The organism is Flavobacteriales bacterium (assembly GCA_016124845.1).
Taxonomy (GTDB): domain Bacteria; phylum Bacteroidota; class Bacteroidia; order UBA10329; family UBA10329; genus UBA10329.
The window spans coordinates 1-14,052 of record WGMW01000063.1 but is presented as its reverse complement, the minus strand read 5'-3'; the positions used below and the strand labels follow the sequence as shown (position 1 = coordinate 14,052).

Genomic DNA, 14,052 nt, shown 5'->3' with positions numbered 1-14,052 from the left:
CAGATGAAATGGTGAATGAATATCTGGAGCATCACAGAAGGAGTGATGACAATGGCGGAAGCAATTTCATCATTGAGTGAAAGACGACTTTCAGTCGTCAATCAAACCTATGGACTTCCAGTCCATAGTGGTTTAGTTTCAGATTGACACGAATGCAAATTGGGCAAAGGTCTCAGCTTGGAAAGGAAGACAAATTGAAGGCTTCATCCACAGAAGTAGAATTCAAGAAGTAAAAGATCTTAACTATGAAAAACAGAAAGGTCTCATAATTAAAGTTCTGGAGAAACAAAGAAGCTTTGCTGACGACTTCACAGCTGCTTGGAAAGCAAAAGACAGTCTTACCTATCGAAAAACAATAAGGGAATTGGAGAATTACAATGACATTAAGTATGACCCGATTCTGGAAGTAATACCGAGATATTTTTGTTTAACTGGTGATACTGAGGTAATTGACAAGCTCATAGCAACAATGTGGGCTGACAAAGGATCCGCAAACGAGATGCCTTCATTTTCTATTGGAGACTGCTTCATTTGCAAACCTGACATGGTGGCTGAAAGACTTAATAGTGTCTCGGATAGTGAAGAGAAAAAGTTGATTCTTAATCACATAGAATGGGGACTAATGAATCACTATGAAGTTGATGAGGATGGAAATTCTGATGACCAAGAATTTGAGAGGCTCATTGAATGGGTGAATAAAGAGAGAAGGAGATTAAGTCCTTAATCTTAGATATAGCCTTTCTGAACGAAATAACAACCAAGAAGATTATATTCTTTATCGGTTCTTCTATTTAGAACGGACAGGGGTTTGAAGGCTCTAACCAACCTCCTCACAAAAGTTATCGTTGAATCACGCCACCTGTTTCAGCGTGCGCTCGATCTGCCCGATGTGGCGGTTCATGTGCTGCCGCATGAATTTGAGTCCCTGAACGATGTTCATCTTTCCAGCAAACGGGTGCTTGAAGAGTTCACGCCCCGTGAAATCATCATCTAAACCCTCGTATGCTTTTTTCATGTTTGCACGAATCTCATCCCATTGCGAAACGGCTTCCTCGTACGTTACGCTGGCATCTTTCGGCAACTGAACCACTTTGGGAGCTTTGTATTTGACGGGCAACGATATGGCGAAGTTCAGCAGCTTCTGCTTCAGCCCTGCTTGAAAAGTGGCCTTGCCGAAACCACCCACCTCCAGTTTTTTGTTCAGGTAGCTCAATGCGCCACGTTCGGCAATTATCAGGTGGTAAATGACCTCTGTAACGGACCAAGAGTTCGCATCTGGTTTCTTCTCCAACGTTTCTGCTGGATACTTAGAAAGCTCTTGGAGCAACTGCTGTCGCTCGTTCTCCATTTGGTTATAAACACTCAAAAGTTCTTTCTGCGTAGCCATGGGATTGATGGGTTTAGTTGTCCGACAGGCGGTCGATCGGGGCATTCAGTTTAAGCGGATTCCAATAGCGCCAAGCGCGGTACGATTCGTAAGCTCTTGCATTGTTTGCCAGCCATTTCAGGAATGCGTCTTTATTGGTCGTTTCGTAAATGCTGGCCACAAATGGCGCCAATCTGCCCGTTTGTTCCAAGCTGTTCATTCGTTCAAACAGTTCAGCCGCTTTGGTCTCTTGGTATTTCCAGTTTGCCAAGAGACATTTCCGCAGCGCGAGTTGCTCCGCTATCGTTCCACTCTTTTCACTCGCGCAGTTTTTGGCCAGCATCTGCCCGAAATCAGCATCGAATCTGTTCGGTTCCGCACTCCAGCCATCTTTCGTTATAGAATTCAGACTTTCCGAAATAAGCACGGCACACGAACGCGAAATTTCAGGGTCATCCGTCATGTTGAAGCAGACCTCGGCATAGAGCCAAGCCCACAGCGGATCATTTGAAGCCTTCATCAACTTGGAAGCCCAGAAGTAGTTCTCCGCAAAATTCGGGGCGTTCCGAATTCCCAGTTCGAATGTGGCAAGCGCCTCGGCCGATTTCTCCACATCAACATTCCGTTTCCCTAATTGGAGATAGAGACTTCCCGCTTGCGGAAATTTCTGGATACCATAGCGCAAAGCATCCAGTTCTTTCTTGTTGTCCCCGTCTGGATTTTTCTTCTTGTCGTTCAGGTCAGAATAGCAGTCGGCCAGCAGAAGATACAGGTCTGGTTGCACGTTTTGGTGATACTGAAGATCGTGCAGGTATTTTTCTGCCTTCTTCGCATCGCCAGCTTTCAAATACGCTTTGCCGATCTCAAACGTGTAGTCATATTCGTGAGGTTTGAGATTACGCGCCTTTTTCAGCAGGGCAATTCCCAACGAATATTCGCCAGCATCTACTTTCTGAATTCCTTCCACGCCAAGCGTGTAGGCTTCATCATCTGCGCTCTGCGCGAAAAGGATGGTGGGCAGCAACAGTAGGATGGTAAGCGTTCTCATTGGGGTAAAGGTAACGATTGAAGCGTGGCAAATTCGGCCGCTTCCCGAACGGAAATTTGGTGTTACATGAACTTGATGACAAAAGTCAGCACGGATTGAAACCTAAATCAGGAACCTGCCGTTTGACGACCAAGACCAACTAAGGCCGTAGCAAATTGGAAAGACTTTACAGCTATTACAAGGAGCTTGAAAATGATCGATTGAGTTTCATTTTCAATGGAGATGTAAGCGATGATATTACTGACGGGATCATTCGGATCACCGAATTCAATGTCAACAATTTTGAGGCACTTGCCAAACTGAGCAGACGCATTTCCTTCATCATGGTGGAATGTTTTCAGAACGTAGTGCGCCACGGTGCCAAGCACGAGCCCGACAAGGACAAATCCAGCGGTCTGTTTGCTGCCCGCCTCATGGGCGATGCGAATTACGTGAGTTCGATCAACCTCATCGACATGGATGAGGTGAAACTGCTGAGCGAGAAACTCAGCCAGTTGAACAGCATTGAGAAGGACAAGTTGAAAGCACTCTATTTTGAGGTGTTGAACAATCAGGACATATCTGCCAAAGGCGGAGCAGGGTTGGGTCTTATTCAGTTGGCACGAAAAGCAGGACAGCCGATCTCGTATGACTTCGAGGCCATCAGCGAACAGCTTTCCAATTTCTATCTGTCACTTAAACTGACAGGAAATGATGCCGAAAGTCTGCCAGGAGAAGCACTCCGATTTACCAAGGAGTTCGACAAGCGCATAAAGGATTCGGATGTGGTAATGATCTACAAGGGCGATTTCGGCAAAGATTCGATCATGCCCATCATCCAGATCATTGAGGAAAAGGTGAAGAACGACAACGACTTCATGGGGTCGAAAGGTTTTTTCCTCATCTTGGTGGAGATGCTACAGAACGTATCTCGCCAAAACATTGGCAATGTAAGTAAGGACGGGATCTTCATGATCACTGAAGATGCAGAGGGATCATATTGGACATCTGTCGGCAACGTGGTGGACGGCAAGACCAAAGACCTGCTTGCAGAACGCATTGAGAGCCTCAATGCAATGGATGAAATGGAATTGAAACAGGCGTATAAGAAAACCCTCAGAGAAGGGTCGTTCAGCGAAAAGGGTGGAGCCGGACTGGGACTGATTGAGATTGCCCGTAAAAGTCATGCAAAGCTGCGGTACTGCTTTGACGATATGGGTGATGACCGGTACTTTTTTACGTTCAACGTTAAATTTTAAGCGATTATGGAATCATTACGATTGGAGCCTACAGAGGACACGCCATTGATTGATTTTAACACATCAACCGGGGTGTTCACCGTTGAAGGAAGGGCTTTGCCTGAGGACGCACACGATTTCTTCAAGCCCATTGAAGAATGGCTACAGGAGTATGTTGAAGCCCCTTTGGACATGACCACCGTAGAGATGAAGATCGATTACTTCAACTCGGCCGCCACGCGCTATATCTTCAATATTCTGATGATGTTTGAGGACATTTCGGATACAGGCAAGGATGTGAAGGTCATCTGGTTTTATAAGGCCGATGACGAGATGATTGAAACCAAAGGCGAAGAGCTTGAGAGTATCCTTGAACTTCCTTTTGAAATGAGAACCATTTAAGCGCCAATGGCCAACAGTTCTGTAGCAGGTGGCAATGCCCGTACCCGATATACCGTATATGGGGCGCTGTTCGGATTTGCGTTTCCGGTAGTAGCCACTATGTTCGATGCGTACATGCGCGACCTCGGCCTGGGGTTCGGTGGCCTCCTCGAAGCACAGCGGACGCAACCCTTGCATTGGATCATTGATACGGCTCCGATCTTCCTCGGACTGTTTGCACGGGTGGCAGGAGACAAACAGCAAGAGGTCTCGGAGCTTAACGAAGGTCTGGAGGAACTCGTGCGTAAGCGAACCAACGAACTGAGCGAGCAGAACAATGAATTGCGCGTTACCCAGTCGGAGCTTTCGGACAGTTTGGACCGCATTTCACAGAGCATCAATTACGCACAGCGCATTCAGGATGCAATTATTGCCAACACCGAAGAACTGCGGCACGATTTCGTAGACTCGTTCGTCATTTTCCGCCCGCGAGATATTGTAAGTGGCGATTTCCCGTGGTATTTGAAGAAAGACCGCTATCACTATTTCGCGGCAGTAGACTGCACAGGACATGGTGTGCCAGGTGCGTTCATGTCGCTCGTGGGGCATTTTCTGCTGCATCGGATCGTGAAAGAAAAAGGCTTTACAGACACGGATCAGATCCTGAACGAACTGCATAAGGAGATCGTGGTGGCACTCAATCAGGAATCCGATCTGGAAGTGCATGATGGCATGGACATGGCCATCTGTCGGGTGGATATTGAGAAGCAGGAGATTCAGTTTTCGGGTGCGGGCAATCCGCTCTACCATCTTTCTGATGGCGAATTTGCGGAGCATAAAGGTGATTTTTGGAGCATTGGCGGCACGCAGTACCGTAAGCGTGAGCCTTACACTTCCGAAACCTTCAACTACAAGAAAGGTGACCTCATTGCCATGTTCTCAGATGGGATCACGGATCAGTATTCGGATGATGGCACCAAAAAATTCGGCTTCAAGCGCATTCAGAAACATCTCACGCAACATCACGACCAAGGAATGGAGCATATTGCTCACACGTTTCAGAAGGAAATGGATGCGTGGATGGGAACACATCGCCAAATGGACGACATGCTCTTCATGGGAATCCGCCTATGACGATCGCTGCACGACAGATAACGGTTTCAGGGAAAGTTCAAGGAGTTTGGTTCCGCAAATACACGTGCGATAAGGCGCGGGAATTTGGATTGAAAGGAACGGTACAGAACCTTGAAACGGGTCAGGTGCTGATCCATGCGATTGGCCCGCCTCAATTGGTTGCTTCTTTGGAGCAATGGTGCTGGCAAGGCTCGCCAGAATCGAAGGTAACGGATGTGAGATCGGTTGAAGTGGAGCCGAAGCCTTACACAACGTTCGATATCATTGAGTAAATCTGCCCTGCAGGGTTTTCAAAACAGGGATGTCGGAAATGCCACTTTTACGAATGAACTCATCCTTTTCTCGGTTTCGCTCCCATGGAGCTAATGACCGTCAGTAGGCGCATTTCTACCATAATGGCGTTCCTACGGAACTGCGCAAGTCCCAGCGGGACGGAATTATGGTAGCAACAGGGTCTGATCGGTGGGTCAAAGTCCCGTAGGGGCGACACCTTTTCAGAACAGATTTCTCTTTTCGGACACCCCTGTTTCCAAAAACCTTGAAGGTCTCAGAATTACCACGGATTTTTCGCGTACTCGCCCTCTAAGAATTCTGGTAGCTGGTTCGGTGCCAAGTTGCTTGCAATGATCTTGTTGTTCTTGTCAAGCACGTAGAGTTCGGGTGTGATGTCGATATGATATTTTCGGTCGAAACGACTTTTGCGCTCAGGGTCAAAAGCATTGTGGAACGTCATGTTGTTCTTGCGGATGAACTCTTGCCACTTCGCTTTGTCCTCATCCAAGCACAGCGCGAACACATCCAGCCCGCGGTTTTTCCATTCGTTGTAAACACGCACCATATCGGGCGTTTCCTTCTGGCAATGCTCGCAGTCGTACGAGTAGATGTAAACCACTTTTATCGGAGTTTTCATGCCATAAATGGAAACAGGCTCACCTTTTTCGTTCGTTGCCTGCACATCCTGTCCGATCTTACCTAAAAGACTCGGTTTCATCAGGCTGATCTCTCCACGCAGTCCTTTTATCTCTTCTGGATTTGACCAGAACGCGAGTTCAGGCGTCCAATATTTGTCGATCATGTGTACGTAAAGCGCCTCTGTTCCCATTGTTTTGGGCGTTTTGTATTCGAGCGCGATCCAATTCACGGTGAATTTGAAAAGCTCCTTGTTACCCTTTGTTTTGGTAATGAGCTCATCGGAATATTTGATCAACGAATCTGCATTCTGAGGCGTCAGTTCGCGGATGTATCTGCGAAGCTTGTTGGCGTAAACGGGCGTTCGCATGGTCCAGTCAGCCGCAAAATCCACATTATCAAAAAACGCTTTTCGGTAGGCATAAACCTGCGCCACTTGGTCAACTTCTCCGTTCGGGAGCTTCGGGTAGGTCAGTTCCGGATTTTGCCCAGACATCTTGAATTTGGTAAAGAACGCGTTCGGATGATTGTCCTCAAACCATTTCACATGATCGGCACGCTCCTTCACCAGTTTGTCCTGCTCGGCTTTGAAACGCGTGTATTCGGACGTTCCCTCTTGTAATCCTTCAAGCTGCTTGTTCACGGGGTTCAAACGGTTTCCGAACTCCGCCTCAAACTTCAGGTTCTTGTACAGCAACTCATTGTCCAGGCAGCCATTTACGTTCATCGAATTCACATAATCGCCTTTAGTGGTTGTGAGTTTGAATTCCTGATCCTTGCCCAGAAGCAATTGAAAATAGCTGTTGTCAGATTTCAGCATCAGGTAGTAGAAGCCGTTGGGAAGCAGCGAATCGGCATCGAAAACGAACAGGCCGTTTGCATCGGCTTTGGCCGAATCGAGCAGATAGTTCTGGTTACCGAAAACGCCCAGCAGCTTGGCCACATCGTTACCAGCCCCGTTTATCTGCATCTCCACATGCATGTGGCCGCTGGGTTTTTCCTGCGTGTCGTTGGCTTGGTTAGTCGGTTCTTGCTGTGCTCCGCCACACGCAAACAATAGCGTTGACAGAACCAAATGAATGAGACCCATCATCAGATTCGGTTTTTGCATTCCTACAACGAGGTTTGAGTTCTTAAGCAGCGCCTTGATCCTTCGGGGTAAAGCTTGCCAGATCGCGATCGAACAGATACATGCCGCCCTTGTCAGAACCGATCAGGTCGAGTTTATCGATCAGCGTCTGCGCCAACCGCTCTTCTTCGATCTGCTCAGAAACATACCATTGCAGGAAGTTATGCGTAGTGTAGTCTTTCTGCTTGAGGCATGTATCCACAAGGTCATTGATCTCTTTGGTCACGATCTGCTCATGCTGCAACACTTTCGTGAAGATCTCGCGCGCATCCTTGTATTCTTTAGGTGGCGCACCGATGGTCGGAACCAGTGCGTGGCCGCCACGGTCGTTGATGTAATGGAACAACTTCAGCATGTGCACGCGTTCCTCATCTGCCTGTGTGTAGAGGAACGAACTGATACCGTTCAATCCCGACTTTTCGGCCCACGAGGCCATGGAAAGGTAATATTGAGATGATTCGAACTCCAGCTCGATCTGGTGGTTCAGCAGTTTTTCAATCTTCTTGTCAAGCATGTCTTTGTCTTTTTATGTGACGAAAGCAAAGGTAAAACCACCTCCGATTAAATGAAAATTTGAGTTCAATTGATTCTGGAAGGGTAAGAGTATTATGAATGGAATGTATTTGAATTAAACGATTTGGCGCGTAAGAAATGAAAGTATTGCGCTGTGGAGTTTGTATCAAGCTGACCACATTTGTATCGTAGAATTAAATTCAAGCGTCATGAAAACGATAAAAACACTTGCTCTGCTGCTGCTTACGGCCACAGGTCTGTTGGCACAGCCAAATCCCGACAACATGTTCATTGATGGATATGTGACAGATGCCAGCGGAAATGCGGTGGCCAATCAACAGGTCTGCGTTTATTACAACTCAAGCAACCCGGCCCTACCGTCCGATTCGTTGTGTACCAACACCGACTCAATCGGATATTACTTTCTTCCAATTCAGAACGGATCGCTCACCGGTCCCAATGTGGATTTCAACGTGTTCACCTACGATCCATGTTCGCAGCAACTGCTCACACAAACGCGAAGCAACTATCAGGGAACCATCGACACGGCAAATGTCAATTTTCATGTATGCTTGAATGGAACGGGTTGCAACGGTCTCACTCCGCTCATTTCTACAACCTCCAATTGGAGCAATAATCAATGGGTCATCATATTTACTGCTGGAGCTACTGGAGGTACTCCTGCATATACCTATCAATGGGGAGGTGTAATGGCCAACCAAACGGGGCCCACCGTCACCTACTTGGCGGCACCGAACCAAGTGTTTGACATTTGTTTGACCGTTGCCGATGCAAATGGCTGCACAGCTACAACATGCGATACGGTCTATTCTGGTGGGAGTCAGAACCCCTGTACAGCCTCCATCCAAGTGGATAGTTCGCTGCTGGGAATCTCACTTACCGCCAGCAGCACGGGCGTGGCTCCCTTCACCTATCTATGGAATTCTGGAGATACTACGGCCCAGATCTCCGGGTTGGCTCCCGATAGCGTTTACTGCGTAACGGTTACGGATGCGAACGGATGCATGGCAACAGACTGCTACACCAATGCGAACTCCATCGGTTGCTCGGCTTACATTCAGGCAACGACTGACTCGTTTGGCATCACCACGTTTGTAGCCAGTTCTAATGGAACCGCTCCGTTCACCTATAGTTGGTCAACAGGCCAGATCACCCAAAGCATCATGGCAGAAGTTGCCGGGGTCTACTGTGTGGAGGTCATAGATGCCAATGGCTGTTCGGCAACCGCATGTGATACTATTCCGCAGCCGAACAGTAACGGCTGCTCCGTGCAGATCAGCTCTTCTCAGAATCCGGTCGATCCATACACTTACCTACTTAGTGCCAGTTCATCAGGTGTTGCTCCATTCACCTACCTGTGGGACAATGGCGACACGACACAGACCGTTACATACAGTTTCAACCAACAGGGAATTTTCGGGGCGTGCGTTACGGTAACGGATGCCACGGGCTGCACGGCCACAGATTGCGACACGCTGGTGGTAGATACCAATAGCACGGGCAACTGTACCGCTGGATTCTATTACTATTCAAGCTCCAACCCGAATAACCCGATCGTGGAAGGAGAGGCTGTGAACTTCTATTTCAGCGGTTCGCTTGCAAATACCAATTTCTACAGTTGGTCGGTGCAAGGAATGGGAGCGTCTCTTTATTCATACAACATGAATCCGGTTTTCACTTTCCCGGCAGCTGGAACCTACCAAGTATGTGTAACCGTGTATGATAGTTTGATCAACTGTTCGGATACGCAGTGTATGACCGTTTGGGTCGACAGCTCAACCTTTTCTGGCTGCGATGCCTCCTTCATATCATCTGGGCAAACACCGATAGGTTACACATTTACTGCGAACGTGCAGGATTCGAGCCTCTACTATTATTGGACGATCGATAATCAATTTGCGGGTAATGGCTCAAGTCTGTATTCTCCAGGATTTACAAATGGAGTACACACCATCTGCCTGAACTTGATCGATTCGTTGAACATGTGTTCCGATCAGCAATGCCAGACCATTACGGTTGGAAGCAATAATTGCTACGGCTATATTTCTGGACAAGTGTATGCCGGAAGCAGCAATCAACCACTGGATCTGGGCGTGGTCTATCTCATCACCTACGATTCGCTTACCAATCAGCTTACAGCGGTTGATAGCATGGTGGTTGATTCTGGAAATTACTACTTCTTCGGCCCATTGGCCTGCGGCAATTATTTGGTGAAAGCAGCCGCCTCGCAGGGAAGCCAATACTTCAGCAATCACATTCCAACCTATTACGGCAACTCACCTTTCTGGGGATTTGCACAAACCGTGTCGCTGGCGCAGGCCAACTCTCAGGTAGCGGCCGATATTACGCTTATTGCAGCCAATAATCCTGGCGGTTCAGGCTTCATTGGTGGCGATGTGACGCAAGGAGCCAACAAGACCGATGAGGGCGACCCGTTGGCAGGAATGGAAGTGCTGCTCTTTACCGAGAATGGCGATGCGGTGGCGCATACAGTTACGGATGCCAGCGGAACATTCAGCTTCAGCGATCTGGGCTATGGAACCTATCAGGTTTATGTGGAGGTTTTGGGTGTTCAGACAATACCTGCGGTTGTGACGATCGGGGAAAATGAGCCATCGGTCAATGATGTGCACATTCTTGCATCCGAAACGCTTATTTCAACGGGTATTGAAGCGTTCAATTTCGATGGAGCGATCAGTGAGGTTTACCCGAATCCGGTAGCCGACCGCGCATACATTGGATTCAACCTTCCAAGTGAGGTGATGGTGGATATTTCCATCCTCGACCTGACGGGTCGTACCATCTCAACGGAAAGTGTGGCCATTGCTGGCGGAGAGAACAAGTTCACCATCAGCACAGATAAACTGAACAGCGGTTATTACTTCCTCAATATTCAGGATGTGGATGGCAACTTTAGCGTAACACGTAAATTCATGAGAGTCGATTGATGGGTTTCGATTCTTGTTCGGTCGGGAAGGGCTGCCATTTGGCGGCCCTTTCTTTTTCAATTAGACCTCGTAGGTTTTCGGAACAGGGGTATCCGAAATGCCACTTTTACGAATGGATTCATCCTAATTTTCAGTTTCGCTCCTATGGAGCTTATGACCGTCAGTAGGCGCATTTCTACCATAATGGCGTTCCTACGGAACTGCGCAAGTCCCAGCGGGACGGAATTATGGTAGCAACAGGGTCTGATCGGTGGATCAAAGTCCCGTAGGGGCGACACCTTTTCAGAACAGATTTCTCTTTTAGGACACCCTGTTTTGAAAACCTACGGGGTCTATCCTTTAGAACCGCTTAAGAATATGCTCCACATCGCTCCCATATCCGCCTCCAAAAAGATTCACATGCACCATAAGCGGGTAGAGCTGCCCGATGGGAAAGCGTTCCTGCCATCCGCTTTCCAGCGGATAAACTTCGTTGTAGGCCTCAACCCAGGCATTGCCAAAACCACCGAAAAGCGTCATCATGGCCAGATCCATTTCGCGATGGCCGAAATACACGGCCGGGTCGTATATACTGGACAAGCCATCTGCTGCAACCATCATGTTTCCGCTCCAAAGATCGCCATGCAGCAGGCTCGATTTCTCGGTAGGGAAGATGTTCTCAAGTTCCACGAACAACGCCTCGAACCCTCGTTTCATTGCAGAGGTAAGTAGACCATTCTTTTCGGCCAGTTTCATCTGTGGAATAAGCCGTTCTTCTCTGTAGAAATCTGCCCATGTTCCATGTTCTGAATTCCGCTGCGGCAACGACCCGATGTAATTGTCATGATCGAGGCCGAAAGATCCATTTAAAATGGAGTGCATTTTGGCCAAGTTTCTTCCGAATACGTTCCAGAATTCCGGTCTCGGAGAACCCCGTTGAATCCATTCCAAAATGAGAATCTGCTGATTTTCTACATGGCCTACGAAAACAGGCTTCGGAACGATGAAATCGGAGGCTGAAAGCAGTTCCAGTCCGCGTTTTTCAGCTTCGAACATGTTCGGAAATCGTACAGCGCTGTTCTTTTTGAGGAAAAACTGTCCTTCAGTGGTTTTCAGACGGTAGGTTTCGTTGATGTCGCCTCCCGAAACGCTTTCTGTGGAAACCAGCACACCCAAGTTGTGCCGGACCAGCAGTTTGCCCAGATCGTGCTCAAATTCCGTATTCACAGGCACGAAACTAAAACATGAAAAAGAATTACATTTGCCGTCCGCTTTGGGGGATTAGCTCAGTTGGCTAGAGCGCTACACTGGCAGTGTAGAGGCCACCGGTTCGAATCCGGTATTCTCCACCCGACCGGACACTACCAATTTTTCAGGCAGTGTCCGGTTTTTATTTTTGCTGGAACCCTTGTCAATAGCCAGACACAGAAGGAGGGCCGAGTTGATCGAAGCGGTTCGACATTTCTCCCCGTCAAATTCGATCATTTCAGGAAAAATCGAACCAAGTAACTTGGAACGCGTCTCCGCATTCCCGTTTTCAAACAGTTCTCCCAAGGAATTCATGACCCCTACTGCCTTTCCGAGAAGTTCCTTTTTCTCTGAGACATCAGATGAAAGCTCCGACAATTTACGAGTGGCCTCCTCGCGAAGGGAGATATACCGTGTTCTCATCTCACGGTATTCATCGCCACCGATTACGCCATCGGCAAGGTTGTCCTGCAAAGTCTGGATCCGTGTGTTCTGCCGATGAATTTCGTCTTTCAGTTCCCTTTCATTCCGTTTCCGCTGGACCGAATTCCCATTCAAAAGTTGGATGAACAACTGCTGAAGGATGACTTCAGCATCTGAGTCCAGCGTCATGCTGTTCATGATCTCCGTGACCGTTGCATTTGCCAGTTCGACCCGGTAACGTTCGTTCCGGCAATGATTACAGTAATAATATGCGTGTTGCGTCCCATTTCGGGAACGGGACCTACTTCCGGTGAGTTTCCCGCCACAACTGGTGCACTTCAGGATGCCACGTAAGGGCAAGAGTTCATTGCGTCTTGAAACAGATAGCCGTTTTCGAGGGAAGTTGCCCGTAAGTACCTGTTGTACCAAATAGAACACTTCCTCGGACACGAGAGCCTCATGTTGACCTTTTACCAACATGTAAGGCTCATTGTCCTGTGCCGGCACCTCTATCATTCCCATGTACATCGGGTTGCGGAGCATTTCTGAGAATCGGCTTCTTTGAACGGGGATTCCCTTGCGGTTCACTTCTGCGCGCACTTCTGATTGAGGTTGACCCTTGGCCACCTGTTCGAACGCCCAACGAATAACGTCCGCACGGTCACTCGGTACAATGATCGGACGGTTATTCTCATCACGCGTATTCCTGTATCCGTATGGAGCCGAACGGCACCACCTCCCGGCCTTGAGTGCTGCGCGGATGCCGCCACGGATCTTGATCGATCTACGGTCATTGTCCACCTCCGGCATGACCAGATACATGGCCAGCATCATCTTGTTCTCCGGCACGGAAAAGTCGATCGGCTGTTCGATGGCCTGCGCTTCCACACCATGACGACCGAGCCGTTCGATCATCCGGTAGGCGTCAAGCGCATTCCTGGAGAACCTGTCCCACGAGGAGAACAGAAGAAGATCGACCTGACCACGGTTCCCTTTCAGCCATGAAAGGAACCGATTGAATTCGGGACGCTCGAAACTCTTGGCCGAATGGTCCTCCCGGATAGTGTATACGATCTCGATCCGATTGCGGGAACAATAAGCTTCAATGGCGTCTGTCTGCACATCAAGGCTGTATCCTTTGGCCTGTTCGTCACTTGAGACGCGGGCCATCAGCACAGCGCGTTTCCCTCTGTTCTTTTCTCTGTTCATGGTCGATGTGGTTGATGATTATTTCTGCAAGGGTGGTCAGGAAACCCAGCTTCTCCGACAACTCCTCATCCGTGTATTTCTCCCTTTTGGGGTCTATCAGTTTTCTACATTCGTTTAACGATAGCATGAATTGTTACGATGCATCGTGCTCTGTCTTTCCAGTAGCCCGATACCTGTGCCAATAGGTCTGATGTGTTCAGTACCGTCATTTCAGTTTCAATTTTCTGGTATCCGATATCGATAGGATCTTTCCGTTTCCGATCTGGATGTCCAGTTGATGGTGGCCGCGTCCTTCGAGAAGCTCCTCAAGGCGTTTGGGGTTGTGGACCTGACTCTTCTCGGTCACCTCTATCATGTTCATTTCACCTTCATTGTCGAACCTCGCAGCTGTAAAAGTCAACTAATTCGGTAATGATTTTCTAAAGTTAAGAGGTATGTCATTTATTCCTTGATGATGCCTCATTTCGTTGTAGTAAAAGAGATATTGTAGGAGCTCATCCTTCAGTTCCTCAACGGTGTCATAGTGT

The 14,052-nt window shown here is 48.3% G+C and carries 13 protein-coding genes and 1 tRNA gene; 7 read left to right on the top strand and 7 right to left on the bottom strand.

The genetic code is table 11. The features are described from left to right. Positions 1-364: 364 nt before the first annotated feature. Complete coding sequence (locus GC178_18545) at positions 365-724, top strand: hypothetical protein (GenBank protein MBI1289566.1); 360 nt, start codon at positions 365-367, stop codon at positions 722-724. Between the two features lie 126 nt (positions 725-850). Here the strand turns inward: GC178_18545 and GC178_18540 are convergent, their stop codons facing one another. After that, complete coding sequence (locus GC178_18540; GenBank protein ID MBI1289565.1) at positions 851-1,432, bottom strand: hypothetical protein; 582 nt, start codon at positions 1,430-1,432, stop codon at positions 851-853. Further along, positions 1,401-2,414: a hypothetical protein gene (locus tag GC178_18535; GenBank protein MBI1289564.1), complete on the bottom strand. Its 1,014-nt coding sequence runs from the start codon at positions 2,412-2,414 to the stop codon at positions 1,401-1,403. Before GC178_18535 ends, GC178_18540 begins: the two co-directional genes overlap by 32 nt. Before the next feature lie 155 nt (positions 2,415-2,569). Here GC178_18535 and GC178_18530 point away from each other — a divergent pair, with 155 nt between their 5' ends. Genes GC178_18530 through GC178_18515 form a run of 4 tightly spaced genes read left to right on the top strand, consistent with a single transcriptional unit; the run spans position 2,570 to position 5,418 of the window. Then, positions 2,570-3,652 (top strand): hypothetical protein, encoded by a 1,083-nt coding sequence (locus tag GC178_18530; protein MBI1289563.1) that lies wholly within the window; start codon positions 2,570-2,572, stop codon positions 3,650-3,652. A gap of 6 nt (positions 3,653-3,658) precedes the next feature. Beyond that, positions 3,659-4,033, top strand: a complete 375-nt coding sequence (locus tag GC178_18525) for a DUF1987 domain-containing protein (protein MBI1289562.1) — start codon at positions 3,659-3,661, stop codon at positions 4,031-4,033. Positions 4,034-4,039: 6 nt separating this feature from the next. Continuing rightward, positions 4,040-5,146, top strand: a complete 1,107-nt coding sequence (locus GC178_18520) for a SpoIIE family protein phosphatase (GenBank protein ID MBI1289561.1) — start codon at positions 4,040-4,042, stop codon at positions 5,144-5,146. Continuing rightward, positions 5,143-5,418 (top strand): acylphosphatase, encoded by a 276-nt coding sequence (locus GC178_18515; protein ID MBI1289560.1) that lies wholly within the window; start codon positions 5,143-5,145, stop codon positions 5,416-5,418. Before GC178_18520 ends, GC178_18515 begins: the two co-directional genes overlap by 4 nt. 281 nt (positions 5,419-5,699) lie before the next feature. On the opposite strand, the gene GC178_18510 is transcribed toward GC178_18515, so the two are convergent. Both GC178_18510 and GC178_18505 read right to left on the bottom strand, forming a co-directional pair. Further along, entirely contained in the window at positions 5,700-7,166 is a 1,467-nt protein-coding gene (locus GC178_18510) for a redoxin domain-containing protein (GenBank protein ID MBI1289559.1), read from the bottom strand. Between the two features lie 22 nt (positions 7,167-7,188). After that, complete coding sequence (locus tag GC178_18505) at positions 7,189-7,698, bottom strand: ferritin (protein MBI1289558.1); 510 nt, start codon at positions 7,696-7,698, stop codon at positions 7,189-7,191. Positions 7,699-7,906: 208 nt separating this feature from the next. Between GC178_18505 and GC178_18500 the strand changes: the two genes are divergently transcribed. Then, a complete protein-coding gene (locus tag GC178_18500; GenBank protein ID MBI1289557.1) occupies positions 7,907-10,666 on the top strand; it encodes a T9SS type A sorting domain-containing protein in 2,760 nt (919 codons plus the stop codon). 339 nt (positions 10,667-11,005) lie between these two features. Here the strand turns inward: GC178_18500 and GC178_18495 are convergent, their stop codons facing one another. After that, positions 11,006-11,878, bottom strand: a complete 873-nt coding sequence (locus GC178_18495; GenBank protein ID MBI1289556.1) for a phosphotransferase — start codon at positions 11,876-11,878, stop codon at positions 11,006-11,008. 42 nt (positions 11,879-11,920) lie between these two features. Between GC178_18495 and GC178_18490 the strand changes: the two genes are divergently transcribed. Next, positions 11,921-11,994 (top strand) — tRNA-Ala (locus GC178_18490). Here GC178_18490 and GC178_18485 read toward each other — a convergent pair. Both GC178_18485 and GC178_18480 read right to left on the bottom strand, forming a co-directional pair. Beyond that, a complete protein-coding gene (locus GC178_18485; protein ID MBI1289555.1) occupies positions 11,948-13,150 on the bottom strand; it encodes a hypothetical protein in 1,203 nt (400 codons plus the stop codon). The genes GC178_18490 and GC178_18485 overlap by 47 nt on opposite strands. A gap of 775 nt (positions 13,151-13,925) precedes the next feature. After that, positions 13,926-14,052: IS3 family transposase (locus GC178_18480; protein MBI1289554.1), on the bottom strand; the 127-nt coding region annotated here is incomplete at its 5' end.